Origin of the sequence: Pseudomonas multiresinivorans (assembly GCF_012971725.1) — a bacterium.
Lineage (GTDB): Bacteria > Pseudomonadota > Gammaproteobacteria > Pseudomonadales > Pseudomonadaceae > Pseudomonas > Pseudomonas multiresinivorans.
In genome coordinates, this window is record NZ_CP048833.1 from 1,563,688 (window position 1) to 1,577,987 (window position 14,300).

The following is a 14,300-nucleotide window of genomic DNA, read 5'->3' on the forward strand; positions in this document are numbered from 1 at the left end:
TGGTGGAGCCGGGGGGATTTGAACCCGTTTTTTACCCTGGTCTTTAATGGTGTTCCTTGGCCTGTGCTAAGGAATCCAGCAAGTATAGAAAGGTGTTCCGGCCATTAGCAGCTATTAGTGGCAAGTGATTTCGACATTTTTTCGACTCCCAGAGCAGGACAATCTTGCGGGGCTGAGTGCACGGGCGTCTTGATCGCATCAGGTGCCTCCTTCGCAATTGTAGGCGTCCTCGCACCGTACATAGAGGGATCGATCAGGGCCATCTTAGCACTCCAGCATGTGCGAATGACGGTCAATTGCATTTGAGCTCAATCGTCTTTAGCGGTGAGTGGCTAAGTGCCATTGCCTAGGGTGACCTGTTGCGGTACCTTCTTGCAACCATCAGTTTATTGAACTTAATTGCAAACGGATTTCATATGTTTGATGACTACGAATTTAAGGATACCGATTCTCGAATTAAAGTAAAGTTCTCGCAAAAGCGAGACGAGCCAATGTACCCCTGGGAAATTGCATCATTTCTTAATAAGTTCAATACGGTATATTATAAATTTGAGCTTTTAAATTCGATTTGCTCGGCACTGATTCATGGAATAAAGCCTGAGGATATTTTTATCTTTGATCACTCGCTGCCTTTGTATCAGAGGTATTCCGAGATGGATCTAATTAGTGAGCCTCAAGCAGCAAAGCTTTTCTATCCGATTGGCCTTCCGACCCCTCTTGTACCTAGTGTCAAGGTATATGAGTTCAATTGCCTTTATCGTATCTTCAAGGATTTAAACTCATTATTAAAAAGGAAGCATGTTCAGCCTTTAAGGCTTTCTACTTTAAGCTTCCTGTATGAAGAGCTTCAAAGCTTTGGTTTAAATGTTGCCGAGCAGCAACTAATATCTCGGGTCCTCGGGCAGGCGGAAAAGAGCCATGAAGCTGCTCTTAAGAGAAATGAAAAGAAAGAAAAGATATCTCAGGAAGATATTGATAAGGCGCTCGGTCGTTATTGGAAATATAAGGGTCAAATATTCTCCGATGTTGAGGCAATAGAAAAGCTGAGTGGTGAGCAGCTTGTCGATTTGATTACAACGGGCGGAAGAGAAAGCAGGCGCCTAACCAAAGTTACTTTATCTTTCTTTGAGCACTTTGAGAAGACAACCCGCCCTCTCGTTTGCGCTAGGGTGGGTGATAATAAATTCAGGGTCTTGGGTAGATCTCTAATTAATAAGTTAGAGCAGACAGGTCTTGAATTAAAAGAAATAAAAAGAAATAGTCCTCTAGCAGCCTTCTTTGAAGGTGGCGTGGCGATATATCAGGCAATTCAGCAGGAGCGGCGAGCAAAAGAGATTCATGAAGTCGAAATGAAGCTAAAACATACTGAATTAGAGTTGGCGGAAGCTAAGCTTCAAGCGCAAAAGATGGAGAATTTAGGTCTGGAGCTAAAGGTTGTTGAGCAGCTTGAGGATATAGTTAAGAAAACGGACATTATAGCGGTTAGGCAGCTGCCTCCTTCATTTGTTCAGCTTCAATTAATAAAGGCTTACGGGATCCAGCATTCTAATGCAAGTAATGTCCTGCATAACCAAGGTCTTACATTGGATGGCGAGTCTATAAAGGTTGTTGATGTTAGTGCTTGATTGTGATTTTTAGTAGTTTTTAGGCTATCTAGATTAAGGTTCCTATGGTGAGCAAGTTTGATCGATGGATAAAGCCCGAGCAGACCAGCTGGGCTCTATGGCAGTTCAATGACTACGAGTCACAATTAAATAATATGTACTGGTCGTCTGTCGCGCTTGAGAGCTTCGCCTTATACCATGTTAGGAGACAAGCGTCGGGAGATGTCCGGCCTACTTTGAAGGCGACAGGCCCAGACGCCAATCGCTTTGACTCTGAGAAGGAATCTTTTCTAAAACATACTCGAGATATGGGGAACTGGAAACGAGCTAGCTTTATTATGGCTGCTACGGGTGCAATGGAAAGTCACTTTCAGCGCGTTGTGTTGACAGCTCTCAAGTCCGATCCAGCCTTGCTTTATGGGAGAACTAAAGCGATTGATGGAGTTGAATGGCTTAAGGTCGGGATAGATGTTGATTACTCCGAAATTCTGGTGTCTATAACTAAGGGTGCTTGGGAGTCGCGCTATTCCAAGATAAAAGGATTGTTTGGTGAGATACCGGATATTAGAGATAATATTGCCGAGTTGGATAAGGTGAGGATTTTTAGGAATGGAGTTGGGCATGCGTTCGGTCGTGACTTGGACGACGAGCCAGATCTATTGTCGCGCAATATTGAGGAGATTAATGGGCTTTCGGAGGAGAGGTTTAAAAAATGGCTCGGAAAACTCTCTGGGATAACGAGAACCTTTGATAAACATCTCGTAGCCAATCATATAGGTGACTTCGAATCTTTGCTCTATCTTCATAACTACCTGTTGACTGAGAGTGTTAGTGGCTTAGGTGGTCGTCCATTTGCGAAAAAGTTTAAAACTCGAATAACTCAGGATATTGGAAGTAATCGTTCAATTGATTACTATGAGGAGATGATTAAATACTATAGGGGTGTCTGAGGGTGTGAAGGTGGAATGTCAGCTCTGTGTGCATCCGTTGAGTCGAGAATGAAGCCTGTTCTCTTTGTGGTTCTAAGGAGCTTTCGGTGATTAATATACTCTGTCTTTCCGTGATTATATAGTTCCGAAGTAATCAGATCTCGCACGCTTCGAACCTTTTTTGAGTGTTACGCTCTGTAGGATTGTTCTTGTACTGCTGCCACCAGAACTGGCATTGGGATGATTTGAAGCGTCTTTCCTGTTCCGCTCGGGCTTGCTTAGCCTGCAATTGAGCAAGCTGTTCAGCGTGGCGTAGTTCTCTTACTTCCTCCTCCGCTGCAATACGCTGCTGCATCTCTGCCTGTGCACGCCTAGTGTCCTGCTCGGCGTGGTCCATGGCCTGCTGCATATAGGCGGCTGCCTCGCTGAAGGCGGCCTTAATGCGCTGTTCCTGGATGTAGTCGTAGAGAAGTTTCCCACCCCACAGACCGCCGACGATGATGGTGGCGGCCAGAATGATGGCGTGGCTGGGATCCATGGGAGTGTGGGCGTGGCGAGGTGGCGCGGCTCTCCGGCCTCGACGCTCATTGCGATCGTCGATTTCCTCATCCATGTCGAAACTCAGGCTTTTGAGTTGTTCGTCAGTCTCGCGCTTTTCCATGCACGTCTCGTCCCTGCTTCCTGAAAGGCTGTCTGATCACGAGAGCGTCAGACCTGGCCTCTTCTTTTTCCACTATCTTTCGTCCGCTGGAGCGCCATGCGTACCAGCGTTTGCTCACTTCAGTGGTGAGCGTCATCCCGCGCCTTGATTGGCCAAATTTTGATTCGCGTCTTCGTAGTCGGGACTGGTCTGCCCCACCTCTGGCATCACTTCGCCTGTCAGCAACCACCAACGGAACTGCGGGAAAACCTTTGCAATCGCGAGAATTTCCTCCTCCTTGATTTCCCTGTTCTTGGACGGGTTCTTCAGATTGCTCCAGGTGTAGCGGCTAATGCCGGTCAGTTCCTCCAGCTTAGGCAGCCGGATATCGGACCACGACAAAATGGTTATGACGCGCTGTTTGATCATTACTTATTCATCTAAATAGACTCTAGTCAAATTGACTTGAGCTGAATATGCTTCATTTCAGCTAGAGTCAATCTGACTTTAGCTGTTGCCAGTATTGACCAGCATAGTGCAGCAAAGGCCATGAATGTAGAAGGACTCAACCCGTCTCAAAAAGACCTTTCTAGCCCGCCTCCGGTGATGCCCTGGAGGGAGTTCGCCGACTGGATTCGCATGGGCGACCGTCATGACGTTGTCTGGGGTTGGATTCGCAACGGCTATATCCCTCACGAGAAGGTCGGCAAGCACGTGTTGGTCAACGTCGCGTTGTTCACCAGCCAGCTTATGGAAAAGGAGATGCCCCTATGAGCGAACACCAATCGAGCCCCGACATTTGCACCATCCCCGCCTTCGCCGAAATGTGCGGCGTGAATGATGAAGAGGCTGAGGAGTGGGTGCGTAACGGCACCATCCCCAGCACCACCATGGGGGAAATTCAGGTGGTGAACATGGTCCGTTTCCGCGCTGAACTGCTCAGTGGCAAAGAGAATTTCGAAGCGGGGGACTACAGCAATGACTAGCACCCGTGTCTCCTTCGCTACCGAAAGCGCCCTGACCTATCTGGGGCAAACCGTCCTCTTCGAATTGGTATGGGAACAAGACCCCGAGCCGCTCTGGTGTCTGCTTCATGTTGTCGGCGTCGTCCTGGCACTCGAAGGCGTACACAGCGATCCCTACTTCCTCGTCGTCGCGGCAAACGGCGAGGGGCACTACCCGAACGAGTTGTTCTGGTCAGACATTCGCACGATCCGGGTGATGCGACACCGCGACCGGCATGGTTCCGGCAACGTACTGGACCGCATCGCCCACCCTAACGATCCGCGCTCAAGGGCCGCGCTCCCGGCTCGTCGGAACAGCCCTACCGTTCCGGCGAACGGAAGCACGGGCGCAGCGAACCCTTGAACGCAAGCCCGCCACCAGCCTCGGCCGGTGAGCGTGGGGCAGCTTCTCCGCCCCGCGCTCCCGAGCCCTCGGCGGCAAGAGCGGGATGACAAGGGCAGAGCCCTTGGTGTTCTTAACGTGAGCGGAACTCATGCATAGCGCGCTGCAAAGTGCGGTTATTGGATAGTGTTGGATTGTGCTTTATCCGGCACGACATTTTCTCAGGTCCGGTTTCTTCCCCGCTTTCTGTGTTGTGATGACCACAGCGGCGCGCCCCAGAGCCCCGTTCCAAAGTCTCTCAATTTCACCATTTCCGAACGCTGAATCACCGGCGCGAGCGCCTGCATTCCAGCGACGGGCACGCTCATGCCCAGGAAATGCAAATGAGGAAAACGCGATGAGCCTAGAGGAACTGATCAACGTCGTTGCTCTCGTGCTGATGACTTACCTCCTCGACGGCGGCGCCCAGCTCATTCAACCCGAAATCCCTGCCTGCTGGTTCAGTCCGGCTCAGCTGGAGTGCTGGACGTTCGCCGCGACGCCGGCCGGGAGCGCCAGGCACGAGCGGTAGGCCGAAGGCGCGGCGACGTCCCTGTAACACGTCTAACAAAACACATTCCGAAATGGACATTAATGGATAACGTTGGAGAATTCAGATGGCAAAGTTCAGTGATCAGCGTCGACTGCTAGTCCAGCCTGACGGTCAAATCATCGAGTCACCGCGTGGCCGCCTTTTCATCGACGCCTACACGGCGAAAATGACCGACCTCTCCGGCGTGCGCGTTTTGCGCTGCGGCGTGGATACCGTCCGCCAGTTGTACAACGGACTGATTCGCCCCGAAGTCATCGCGCTATTCGACTCCCAGGAACCTATCGTTGAGTTCGCTGGTTACGAATGGTCCAAGGGGCGTATTGGGCGCGACTCCGGGTATCAGTTCCGCCTGCAGAACGCAGACCTCGGCCTGATCCTGCTGATCAAGAATCACAACATGAAGCTGGAGAGCATCGGTTCTCACCTCAAGATTGAGGTTTCGCCGCATGCGATTGATGGCGTGGCTCCGAAGGCGCTCCAGGGACTCATGGACTCCCTCGCCGCGGCTGTGATGACTCACTGCGAACCTAACCAGTGCGCCGTCCACATCGCCCTGGATGTGCAGGGCTGGACTCCGAAAGAGAACATCGTGGATCGCATGTACTGCCGATCCAATCGGGTACGCCAGATCAGCGGCATCGACCGCATCGAATTCAACGGTAACGCCTCGGTTTACGGACGCGGTGAAACCTACATGTTCGGCTCGCCGACAGGCATCCAACTGGCGGTTTACAACAAGTCGCTACAGGCCCGCGCTACCGACAAGCTCGACTACTGGAACGCCGTCTGGTCCACCCACAACGGCAATCCGTTTGGTGACAGCGACGCAGCCTACAACCCCAAGCAGCCTGTTTGGCGCATCGAGTTTCGTTATCACCACACCATCATCAATCAGTTCGCTCAGGGCTCCGTGAAGGCCTCTGGCGGCGTGATTGGTACCCGGACCTACGAAGGTATCTCCCAGCACCTCGATCACCTCTGGGTGTACGGCTGCGAGGCTTACAGGCTGCTTGGTCTGCGTACTCAGCATGACCCGTTCTGGACACTGATCATGCAAGACGTGAAGGTCCAGGTAGAGGCCGATCCGCTCATTGAACGTGTCGAGTATCGGCGCTATCGCAAGACGGCCATGGGCTTCTCCGGCAAGAACTGCGAGATGTTCCTGGGCCAGTTCATCAGCCTCATTGCACGCGAGCGTATCCCCGCAAAAAAGGCGATTGAGTCCGCCTACAGCCTCGAATTCTGGCACGTGATTGAAGACCACTACTTAGCGAAGGGCTGGACTCGGCGGGACCTCGAAAAGCACATCAAGAACCTGATCTCAGACCGCTATTTGCGAAGGGGATATGCCGTCTGATGAGCATCACCAAGCTCGATGATGGCCGGTGGTTCGTCGACGTCGAACCGATCAAGGGGAAGCGCTTCCGCAGGCGATTCAAGACAAAGGGAGAGGCTCAACGCTTCGAAGCCACGGTTAGGCAGAAGTGCATCGAGAACCCTGCTTGGAGCATCAAGCCCAAGGATCGCCGCAGACTCACGGAGCTGGTGCAGCTCTGGTACGACCTGCACGGCCATTCACTGCGTGATGCGCCTCGGCGGCTATCAAAGATGCTGCAATTGGCTGTTCGATTAGGCGACCCAGTAGCGACGGCCCTGGATGCGTCTTTGTATGCGAGCTTGCGGCGGAAGCGGCTGGAAGAGGGGATATCAGGGAAGACCTTGAACAACGAGCTGGGCTACGTCCGTGCGGTGTTCAACGAGCTGAAAGACTTGAAGCAGATCGACTACGACAACCCGCTGGCCGGGGTGAAGCTGCTCAAGCTGCAAGAGCGAGAACTGTCGTGGCTGACGACTGAGCAGATCGGCGAGCTTCTCGAATCCATTCGCAGCCGTTGCGACAACCCGCATACCGAGCTGGTGACGCTGCTCTGCCTGGCTACCGGTGCTCGATGGTCAGAGGCTGAAAAGCTCCCCGCGCAACGGCTCCAGGACAACATCGTGACTTATGCCGGAACCAAGTCAGGGAAGGTTCGCCACGTACCGATTCCACCAGAGCTGGCTGACCGGGTAAGGGCGCACTGGCGGATGCATGGCCCGTTCACGTCCTGCATCACGTCCTTCCGCCGCGCCCTGGAGCGCACCACGATTCAATTGCCTCAAGGCCAAGCCAGCCACGCTCTCCGGCACACCTTTGCGAGTCACTTCATGATGAATGGTGGAAACATCCTCACGCTCCAGAAGATCCTGGGGCATTCGACCCTGACGATGACCATGCGATACGCACATCTTTCGCCTGATCATCTGCAGGACGCTATTCGATTTGGGCCGCTATTTGCTGTCAGCGAAAGTCAGGCCAGACCATTCGTTGCGCATACTCCTTGATTCGAAAGATCGCATCCGGGCCTCCGATGTCCTGGTACTCGAACGGCTTTCTTCCGACTGCCGTTAGGTCAAACCGCATGTCACCGAATTCATAAACTCGCGCATAGCGTGGGTCAGTAATGTTCCATTTAGGCTCGGCGATGTCGTGAGCAAAGGCGTTTCGGATTTGATATACGACGGCGGAAAAGTTGTTGGTCTCGCTCTGGAAATCTTGTCCTAAGGCTATGCCTGCCTCTTCACGGCATCTGTTGAGAGTGATAGCGGCCGCGCCAAATGCGATAACCAAATTGTTCTCTAGGGCTAGGATCAAATCGTTGTGACTGTTCAGCACTTTGTCTGGCAAGACAAAAATTGAGCTTCCGCCATCCGTGTACGTGATCGGGCGATCTAGAACATCAAGGTCAAGGTTTCCTTCACAGGCATAGTTGTGGAGCTTCCATGCGAAGGCGAGCTGTCTAAACGCGGTGTCCAAGAAATTCATAGCGCAGGTCTTCTGGGGCTTTTGATCGTAGCCTAGCGCTACTTTCGACGCTTTTTCGACAGTCTGGCTGGAAAACGAAAAAGCCCCTGAGATTCACTAGGAAAATCAGGGGCTTATCGTTTGCGTTTGGTGGAGCCGGGGGGATTTGAACCCCCGTCCGCCAGTTCTCCGCTGTCGGTTCTACATGCTTAGCCATCTCTACTAGGTTAACTCCTCGCGGCCCGAGTGGCAGGGCGCTTGGAGCGAGCTGTATGAGTTTTAGCCGTTACGTCTACAGCGAACTTGGCGGCGATCCTGTTCTATATGACAGACCTAATCTTCGGGTTTACAGGCATCCCCTAGGGTCTGCTAGCGGCACTTAGGCTGCTAGGGCGTAGTTGTCGTCGTTGGCAACTATAAAGTTGTGGCAGCTGATTTACGAGAACTGTCACCTACTCGGCATGCCCCTAGAGTTTTGTTACCGGCGTCGAATCCTAATCGGCCCCAAAACCTTTCAAGGTCGGGACTGATTCTACGGGAAAGCCGCCCCGATAGCCACCGGGGCGGTGTAAAGGCTTGTCAGGCCAGGAATTTCAGGACGGCTTCGGCCACGGCCTCGGAGGATGCGGGGTTCTGACCGGTGATCAGGCCGCGGTCGACTTCGACGTGGCTCTGCCAGTCCGGGCCCTTGCTGTAGCGGGCGCCGTTGGCCTTGAGCATGTCCTGGACGAGGAAGGGCACGACGTCGGTGAGGCCGACGGCTTCCTCTTCGCTGTTGGAAAAGCCCGTAACGTGGCGGCCTTGTACCAGCGGTTGGCCGTCCAGCCCGCGAGGATGGCGGAACACGGCCGGTGCGTGGCAGACGGCGGAAACGGTCTTGCCGCTGGAATGGAAGGCTTCGATCAGGGCCACTGAGGCGCGGTCCTCGGCCAGGTCCCAGAGGGGACCGTGGCCGCCGGGGTAGAAGACGGCATCGAAGTCGTCGGCCTTCACCTCGCTGAGCTTCACGGTGCTGGCCAGCGCGGCCTGGGCTGCGCTGTCCTGGCGGAAGCGCAGGGTGGCCGGGGTCTGTGCGTCTTCCTCGTCGCTCTTGGGATCCAGCGGTGGCTGGCCACCCTTGGGCGAGGCCAGCGTCAGGCTGGCGCCGGCATCCTTGAACACGTAGTAGGGCGCGGCGAACTCCTCGAGCCAGAACCCGGTTTTCTTGCCGGTGTTGCCGAGCTGGTCGTGGGAGGTCAGGACTACCAGGATTTTCATGCTCACTCCTTCGGCGTATCGCTAGTCGTGCGGCTGCCGCCGAAGCGGCAGCCCGGACTGTCAGTGTAGGCAATGAGCCGCGCGCGTCAGCGCGACAGGGTGACACCCAGATAGGCGGCATACAGCACGCCGTTGAGCAGCAGCACCCAGACCGGCAATCCACTGCTGCGCTGGGCGTTGAGCCGCAGCCAGAACGCGGCGCCCAGCGTGATCAGCACGCCGGTGAGGACCTCGATGCGGGGCTGCCAGGGCGTGAGCAGGATGCCGATGGCGGGCAGCAGGGTGCCCTGGAAGACCATGGCACCGCTGATGTTGCCGAAGGCCAGGGTGTCGCGGCCGCGGCGCACCCAGAGGATGCTGTTGATCTTCTCCGGCAGCTCCGTGGCGATGGGGATGATCAGCAGCGACAGCAGCAGCGCGGAGAGGCCCAGCAGGTGCGACAGGCCTTCCACTCCATGGATGAAGCCTTTCGCGCCCAGCACCAGCAGCGCCAGACCCAGCAACAGCTGGAGCAGGATGGTGGCGAGGTTGGTCGGCAGGCCGATGCGCGACAGGTACATGTGGTGGTCGGCTTCGGTGCCATGGCCGTCGTCCACCAGGCTCCGCGATGCACGCAGGGTCAGGGTGATGTAGGCGACGTAGGTGAGTACCAGCAGCACGCTGAGGGCGATGCGCACGGAGCGCAATTCCGCCGGCACGAACATGGCGATGGTGGCGAAGCTGAAGGCGACCAGGAAGAAGTTCAGGTCACGCTGCAGGCCGCTGCGTTCCGGGCGGATGCGTCCGAGCAGGCCGCGGGCGCGCCAGGCGAAGCAGGCCATCAGGCAGGTGGAGAGGGTAGAGAGCATCAGCGGTGCGCCGAGGATGGCGCCGACGCCCACTTCCTCGTTGAGCGTGATGTTGCTGGTGCCGGCGAACAGGGCCAGCAGCGGGATCAGGGTCTCCGGCAGCGCGGTGCCGACGGCGGCGAACAGCGAGCCGGTGACGCCCTCGGAAATCCCTAAGCGTTCGCCGAAGTGTTCCAGCGCATTGGTGAAGAGTTCGGCGGCGACCAGGATCACCAGCAGCATGCCGAGTAGTTCGAGGATGAAGGTCAGCATGTGCGCAGCTCCAGACAGGTGGAGCGAAGAATGGGGTGGTGCATCACGGTGAAGCTCCCGGCCGGTGTAGTACCCATGACCACGCATCTCCCCGGCCGTTGCGGAGATCACGTGGTCAAAGGTCTTGCCAGGCAAAGCTGCTGACGACGCCATGGCCTGCGGGCCAAGTGTGTTGACGTCGCCCCCGTTCGCGGAACGGTCGGCTACTCCCCAATGACGCCGCGCATTTTAGCGGATCGGCCGCGCAGCTCAACCCATGGCTTACCAGGTATCGATCAGTGGGCGTTTTTTCCCCTGGCGTTGCGCCGGACGTGGCGTAGAAGCCAGCCCGCGCAGCAGCCAGCGGCGGGTGTCGGCCGGGTCGATGACGTCGTCGATCTCCAGGTAGCTCGCCATGTTCAGCCCCTTGCCGTTGCGGTAGGCCGCGGCGACCAGTTTGTCGAACAGCGCCTGGCGCTGCTGTGCATCTTCCACGGCGGCCAGCTCCTTGGCGTAGCCGAGGCGGATCGCGCCTTCCAGGCCCATGGCACCGAATTCGCCGCTGGGCCAGGCCACGGTGAACAGCGCCGCGTGGAAGCTGCCGGCGGCCATGGCTTGCGCGCCGAGGCCGTAGCCCTTGCGCAGCACGACGGTGAAGAAGGGCACCGTAAGGCTGGCGGCGGTAACGAACATGCGCGAAACATGGCGCACGGTGCCGGTCTTCTCCGCTTCCGGGCCGACCATGAAGCCGGGGGTATCGCATAGGGAAATGATCGGCAGGTCGAAGGCGTCGCACAGCTGCATGAAGCGTGCGGCCTTGTCGCCGGCTTCGGCATCGATGGCGCCACCCAGGTGCATGGGGTTGTTGGCGATCAGGCCGAAGGGCTTGCCTTCGACGCGCACCAGTGCGGTGATCATGCCGGCGGCGAAGCCACGGCGCAGCTCCAGCACCGAGCCGCTGTCCGCCAGTTGTTCGATGACCTGGCGGATGTCGTAGGCGCGCAGACGATTTTCCGGCACCGCATGGCGCAGCAAACGCTGGTCGGCGCACTGCCAATCGGCGGTGTCGCCCTGGAAGTAGGCAAGATACTGGCGGGCGATGCGGGTGGCTTCGGCTTCGTCTTCCACCAGCACGTCGATCACGCCGTTGGCGCTCTGTACGTCGCTGGGGCCGACTTCCTCGGGGGCGAATCTGCCCAGGCCGCCGCCTTCGATCATGGCCGGGCCGGCCATGCCCAGGCTGGTATCGCGGGTGGCGATGATCACGTCGCAGCAACCGAGCAGCGCGGCGTTGCCGGCGAAGCAGCGACCGGAGACCACGCCCACCAGCGGCACCAGCCCGGAGAGCCGGGCGAGGCCGACGAAGCTCATGTTGTCCAGCCCGGCCACGCCGACGAAATCGGTGTCGCCCGGGCGCCCGCCGCCGCCTTCGGCGTAGAGCACCAGGGGGATGCGCCATTGCTCGGCAAGGTGCAGCATGCGGTCGGTCTTCTTGTGGTTCATCACGCCCTGGGTGCCGGCGAACACGGTGTAGTCGTAGGCCAGGACCAGGCAGCGGGCTTTCTCGTCGCCGAACTGCGCGGCGTTGATGCTGCCCAGGCCGCTGACCAGGCCGTCGGCCGGGCTGCTGGTGATCAGTTCCTCGACGCTGCGACGCCGCCGCTGTGCCGCGATGGCCAGTGCGCCGTACTCGATGAAGCTGCCGTCATCCAGCAGGTCGGCGAGGTTCTCGCGGGTCGTGCGCTTGCCGATCCGGTGGCGCTTGGCGACGGCGTCCGGGCGGCGCTCGTCGAGGCCGATGGCGTGGCGCTCGATGACTTCGGCGAGGTCGGCGCGGATGGCGTCCAGGTCAATGGCGGCCTCGCTCTGGTTGTCCTGCGCCTGGATGTCGGCCGGCTCGACAAACAGCAGCGCGTCGCCTTCGCCGAGGCTGTCGCCGGGCGTAGTGGCCAGGCTGTGGACGATGCCGCTGGCGCTGGCCTTCACCTCGAACTCCATCTTCATCGCTTCGACCACTGCGATGGTCTGGCCCTGGGCGACGGCGTCGCCAGGCGCCACGTTCAGGCTGACGAGAACACCTGCACTGGGCGTCGCCAGCGGAACGCAGCCGGTGGGGGCTTCGCTGGCGCGCTGGGCTTGCGGCGCAGCGCTGGCGTGGCTGAAGAAGCGGTGCGGGTGGGCGTGGTCCTGCGCACCGAGCAGCGCCGGCAGGTGTTCTTCGATGTAGCGCGTGGTGACCTGATTGTCTGCCACCGCCGGCTGGCGCAGCAGATTGAGCAGCAGCGGGATATTGCTCGCCACGCCCTCCAGGCGGAATTCGCAGAGCGCACGGTAGGCGCGCTGCACCAGCTGTGGATAACCGCTGTTGCCGTGGACGATCAGCTTGGCCAGCAGCGAGTCGTAGCCGGCGCTGTTGCGGTAGCCGGCATAACCGTAGCCGTCCACGCGCAGGCCGGGGCCGCTAGGCGGCTCGTAAGCGCTGAGGGTGCCGCAGGCCAGATGCGGCGTGCCATCGCTGGCGAGGCTTTCCAGGTTGATCCGCAGTTGCAGGGCGTGGCCGCGTGGCGCGGGTATTTCGGTCTGGGTCAGGTTCAGGTCAGCCAGGCTGGCGCCGGCGGCGATGCGCAGTTGCACCTGCACCAGGTCGATGCCGGTCACCGCCTCGGTGACGGTGTGCTCCACCTGAAGGCGCGGGTTGGCTTCCATGAAGACGAAGTCACCGCTGTCTTCGTCCAGCAGGAACTCGAAGGTGCCCAGGCCTCGGTAGTTCACCGCCTCGGCCAGGCGCACGGCGGCGGCGAGGATGGCGCCGCGCAGGCGTGGGTGGAGGTTGGGGCTGGGGGCGATTTCCAGCAGCTTCTGGTGGCGCCGTTGCAGGGTGCAGTCGCGTTCCCCGAGATGGCTGACGGAGCGGCCGTCGCCGATGACTTGCACCTCGATATGCCGGGCGCGCTGGATCAGCCGCTCGACGTAGAGGCGATCATCGCCGAACGCCGCGCGGGCCTCGGCCTGGCAGCGGGCGTAGGCTTCGGCGATGTCCTCGGCGCGGCTCACGGCGCGCATGCCGCGTCCACCGCCGCCGGCCAGTGCCTTGATCATCATTCCGGCGCCTGCGGGCAGCTCGCGGAAGAAGCGCTCGGCGTCCTCCTGCGAGGTGGCGCGATTGCTGCCGGCGGCCAGCGCAACACCATGGTCACGAGCCAGATCGCGGGCGCGGGCCTTGTCACCGAACACATCCAGTACTTCGGCGGCGGGGCCGACGAAGGTCAGGCCGGCGGCTTCGCAGCGGCGGGCGAATTCGGCGTTCTCGGAAAGGAAGCCGTAGCCCGGGTGCACGGCGTCGCAGCCGTGCGCCAGGGCGATATCAACGACCTGCTGCTGGTCGAGGTAGGCACTGGCGCCGCGCCCTTTCAAGGCCACAGCCTCATCGGCCTGGCGCGTGTGCAGTGAGGCGACGTCGTCTTCGGCGTAGATCGCCAGGCTGTGGATGCCCAGTTCTGCAGCGGCGCGGGCGATACGGATGGCGATCTCGCCACGGTTGGCGATGAGCAGGCGGGACACAGGCATGGCGATTCCGGTTGTGATTCTTGTGATCGGGAATCGCTACATCTTAGGCGTGTGAGGGGGCCGCGGAATCAACTGCGGGGCTGCGAATGCCAGAGGCTTCGCGGGCCTTATGAGCGGCGACCGACTGGATAGCCGGCCGCCGCGCCGGGCATCACCCGTTGGCTCCCCCATCGCCGCTGTTTTTCTTCAGCAGCTGCAGCGCTTTTTCGGTGTGCGCGATGCACTCCTTGGTGTTGCCGGCGGCTTGCGCCTTGGCAGCCTGTTCCTGCAGGCGCATGGCCTGTTCCTGGGCCTGGGTGTTGTTGGTGGTGGTTTTCACCGCGTCATCGAGCTTCTGGATATTGTCGCTGCACAGATCGGCGGCAAAGGCCGGCGATGCCAGCAGGGCGGCGGTAATGAGCAGGGCGGCACGTTTCATGGCAGTACTCCTGTCAAATGTGACC

The 14,300-nt window shown here is 58.5% G+C and carries 15 protein-coding genes, 1 other RNA gene and 1 riboswitch; of the genes, 8 read left to right on the top strand and 8 right to left on the bottom strand.

Annotation, left to right across the window (positions count from 1 at the left end):
• The first annotated feature begins 416 nt into the window (after positions 1-416).
• Positions 417-1,625 (top strand): hypothetical protein, encoded by a 1,209-nt coding sequence (locus G4G71_RS07125; protein ID WP_169936469.1) that lies wholly within the window; start codon positions 417-419, stop codon positions 1,623-1,625.
• Between the two features lie 47 nt (positions 1,626-1,672).
• Complete coding sequence (locus tag G4G71_RS07130) at positions 1,673-2,554, top strand: hypothetical protein (RefSeq protein ID WP_169936471.1); 882 nt, start codon at positions 1,673-1,675, stop codon at positions 2,552-2,554.
• 133 nt (positions 2,555-2,687) lie between these two features.
• Here G4G71_RS07130 and G4G71_RS07135 read toward each other — a convergent pair whose 3' ends face one another.
• A complete protein-coding gene (locus tag G4G71_RS07135) occupies positions 2,688-3,194 on the bottom strand; it encodes a hypothetical protein (protein ID WP_169936473.1) in 507 nt (168 codons plus the stop codon).
• Between the two features lie 132 nt (positions 3,195-3,326).
• Positions 3,327-3,602, bottom strand: a complete 276-nt coding sequence (locus G4G71_RS07140; protein ID WP_033998342.1) for a hypothetical protein — start codon at positions 3,600-3,602, stop codon at positions 3,327-3,329.
• Between the two features lie 120 nt (positions 3,603-3,722).
• Between G4G71_RS07140 and G4G71_RS07145 the strand changes: the two genes are divergently transcribed.
• The 6 genes from G4G71_RS07145 to G4G71_RS07170 all read left to right on the top strand — a co-directional run bounded on the left by G4G71_RS07145 (position 3,723) and on the right by G4G71_RS07170 (position 7,494).
• Positions 3,723-3,947, top strand: a complete 225-nt coding sequence (locus G4G71_RS07145) for a hypothetical protein (protein ID WP_081520179.1) — start codon at positions 3,723-3,725, stop codon at positions 3,945-3,947.
• On the top strand, positions 3,944-4,159 hold the full coding sequence (locus G4G71_RS07150; protein ID WP_169936475.1) for a hypothetical protein: 216 nt from the start codon (positions 3,944-3,946) through the stop codon (positions 4,157-4,159). Before G4G71_RS07145 ends, G4G71_RS07150 begins: the two co-directional genes overlap by 4 nt.
• Positions 4,152-4,541, top strand: coding sequence for a hypothetical protein (locus G4G71_RS07155; protein WP_169936477.1), 390 nt, complete (start codon positions 4,152-4,154; stop codon positions 4,539-4,541). The genes G4G71_RS07150 and G4G71_RS07155 overlap by 8 nt, the downstream gene beginning before the upstream one ends.
• Positions 4,542-4,917: 376 nt before the next feature.
• A complete protein-coding gene (locus tag G4G71_RS07160; RefSeq protein WP_169936479.1) occupies positions 4,918-5,091 on the top strand; it encodes a hypothetical protein in 174 nt (57 codons plus the stop codon).
• Positions 5,092-5,176: 85 nt separating this feature from the next.
• Entirely contained in the window at positions 5,177-6,469 is a 1,293-nt protein-coding gene (locus G4G71_RS07165; protein ID WP_023087751.1) for a hypothetical protein, read from the top strand.
• Positions 6,469-7,494 (top strand): phage integrase, encoded by a 1,026-nt coding sequence (locus G4G71_RS07170; RefSeq protein ID WP_169936481.1) that lies wholly within the window; start codon positions 6,469-6,471, stop codon positions 7,492-7,494. Before G4G71_RS07165 ends, G4G71_RS07170 begins: the two co-directional genes overlap by 1 nt.
• On the opposite strand, the gene G4G71_RS07175 is transcribed toward G4G71_RS07170, so the two are convergent.
• The 6 genes from G4G71_RS07175 to G4G71_RS07200 all read right to left on the bottom strand — a co-directional run bounded on the left by G4G71_RS07175 (position 7,451) and on the right by G4G71_RS07200 (position 14,275).
• Positions 7,451-7,975 (bottom strand): hypothetical protein, encoded by a 525-nt coding sequence (locus G4G71_RS07175; protein WP_169936483.1) that lies wholly within the window; start codon positions 7,973-7,975, stop codon positions 7,451-7,453. The genes G4G71_RS07170 and G4G71_RS07175 overlap by 44 nt on opposite strands.
• Positions 7,976-8,102: 127 nt before the next feature.
• Positions 8,103-8,460, bottom strand: a transfer-messenger RNA (tmRNA) gene (gene ssrA, locus G4G71_RS07180).
• Between the two features lie 73 nt (positions 8,461-8,533).
• Entirely contained in the window at positions 8,534-9,211 is a 678-nt protein-coding gene (locus G4G71_RS07185; protein WP_169936485.1) for a type 1 glutamine amidotransferase domain-containing protein, read from the bottom strand.
• A gap of 86 nt (positions 9,212-9,297) precedes the next feature.
• The gene (locus G4G71_RS07190; protein ID WP_054911202.1) at positions 9,298-10,311 is read right to left on the bottom strand and encodes a sodium:calcium antiporter; all 1,014 of its coding nucleotides are present in this window, start codon (positions 10,309-10,311) and stop codon (positions 9,298-9,300) included.
• Between the two features lie 51 nt (positions 10,312-10,362).
• Positions 10,363-10,535, bottom strand: a riboswitch (yybP-ykoY riboswitch).
• Between the two features lie 37 nt (positions 10,536-10,572).
• Positions 10,573-13,857: a carboxyl transferase domain-containing protein gene (locus G4G71_RS07195; RefSeq protein WP_169936487.1), complete on the bottom strand. Its 3,285-nt coding sequence runs from the start codon at positions 13,855-13,857 to the stop codon at positions 10,573-10,575.
• Positions 13,858-14,008: 151 nt separating this feature from the next.
• Positions 14,009-14,275, bottom strand: a complete 267-nt coding sequence (locus G4G71_RS07200; RefSeq protein WP_054911204.1) for a hypothetical protein — start codon at positions 14,273-14,275, stop codon at positions 14,009-14,011.
• Between the last annotated feature and the right edge of the window lie 25 nt (positions 14,276-14,300).

Bases quoted from the DNA above. Each gene is read 5' to 3' on its own strand.
- G4G71_RS07145 (WP_081520179.1), top strand. From the start codon at position 3,723: ATGAATGTAGAAGGACTCAACCCGTCTCAAAAAGACCTTTCTAGCCCG.
- G4G71_RS07190 (WP_054911202.1), bottom strand. From the start codon at position 10,311: ATGCTGACCTTCATCCTCGAACTACTCGGCATGCTGCTGGTGATCCTG.
- G4G71_RS07135 (WP_169936473.1), bottom strand. From the start codon at position 3,194: ATGGAAAAGCGCGAGACTGACGAACAACTCAAAAGCCTGAGTTTCGAC.
- G4G71_RS07185 (WP_169936485.1), bottom strand. From the start codon at position 9,211: ATGAAAATCCTGGTAGTCCTGACCTCCCACGACCAGCTCGGCAACACC.
- G4G71_RS07200 (WP_054911204.1), bottom strand. From the start codon at position 14,275: ATGAAACGTGCCGCCCTGCTCATTACCGCCGCCCTGCTGGCATCGCCG.
- G4G71_RS07150 (WP_169936475.1), top strand. From the start codon at position 3,944: ATGAGCGAACACCAATCGAGCCCCGACATTTGCACCATCCCCGCCTTC.
- G4G71_RS07175 (WP_169936483.1), bottom strand. From the start codon at position 7,975: ATGAATTTCTTGGACACCGCGTTTAGACAGCTCGCCTTCGCATGGAAG.
- G4G71_RS07195 (WP_169936487.1), bottom strand. From the start codon at position 13,857: ATGCCTGTGTCCCGCCTGCTCATCGCCAACCGTGGCGAGATCGCCATC.
- G4G71_RS07165 (WP_023087751.1), top strand. From the start codon at position 5,177: ATGGCAAAGTTCAGTGATCAGCGTCGACTGCTAGTCCAGCCTGACGGT.
- G4G71_RS07170 (WP_169936481.1), top strand. From the start codon at position 6,469: ATGAGCATCACCAAGCTCGATGATGGCCGGTGGTTCGTCGACGTCGAA.
- G4G71_RS07140 (WP_033998342.1), bottom strand. From the start codon at position 3,602: ATGATCAAACAGCGCGTCATAACCATTTTGTCGTGGTCCGATATCCGG.
- G4G71_RS07160 (WP_169936479.1), top strand. From the start codon at position 4,918: ATGAGCCTAGAGGAACTGATCAACGTCGTTGCTCTCGTGCTGATGACT.
- G4G71_RS07125 (WP_169936469.1), top strand. From the start codon at position 417: ATGTTTGATGACTACGAATTTAAGGATACCGATTCTCGAATTAAAGTA.
- G4G71_RS07155 (WP_169936477.1), top strand. From the start codon at position 4,152: ATGACTAGCACCCGTGTCTCCTTCGCTACCGAAAGCGCCCTGACCTAT.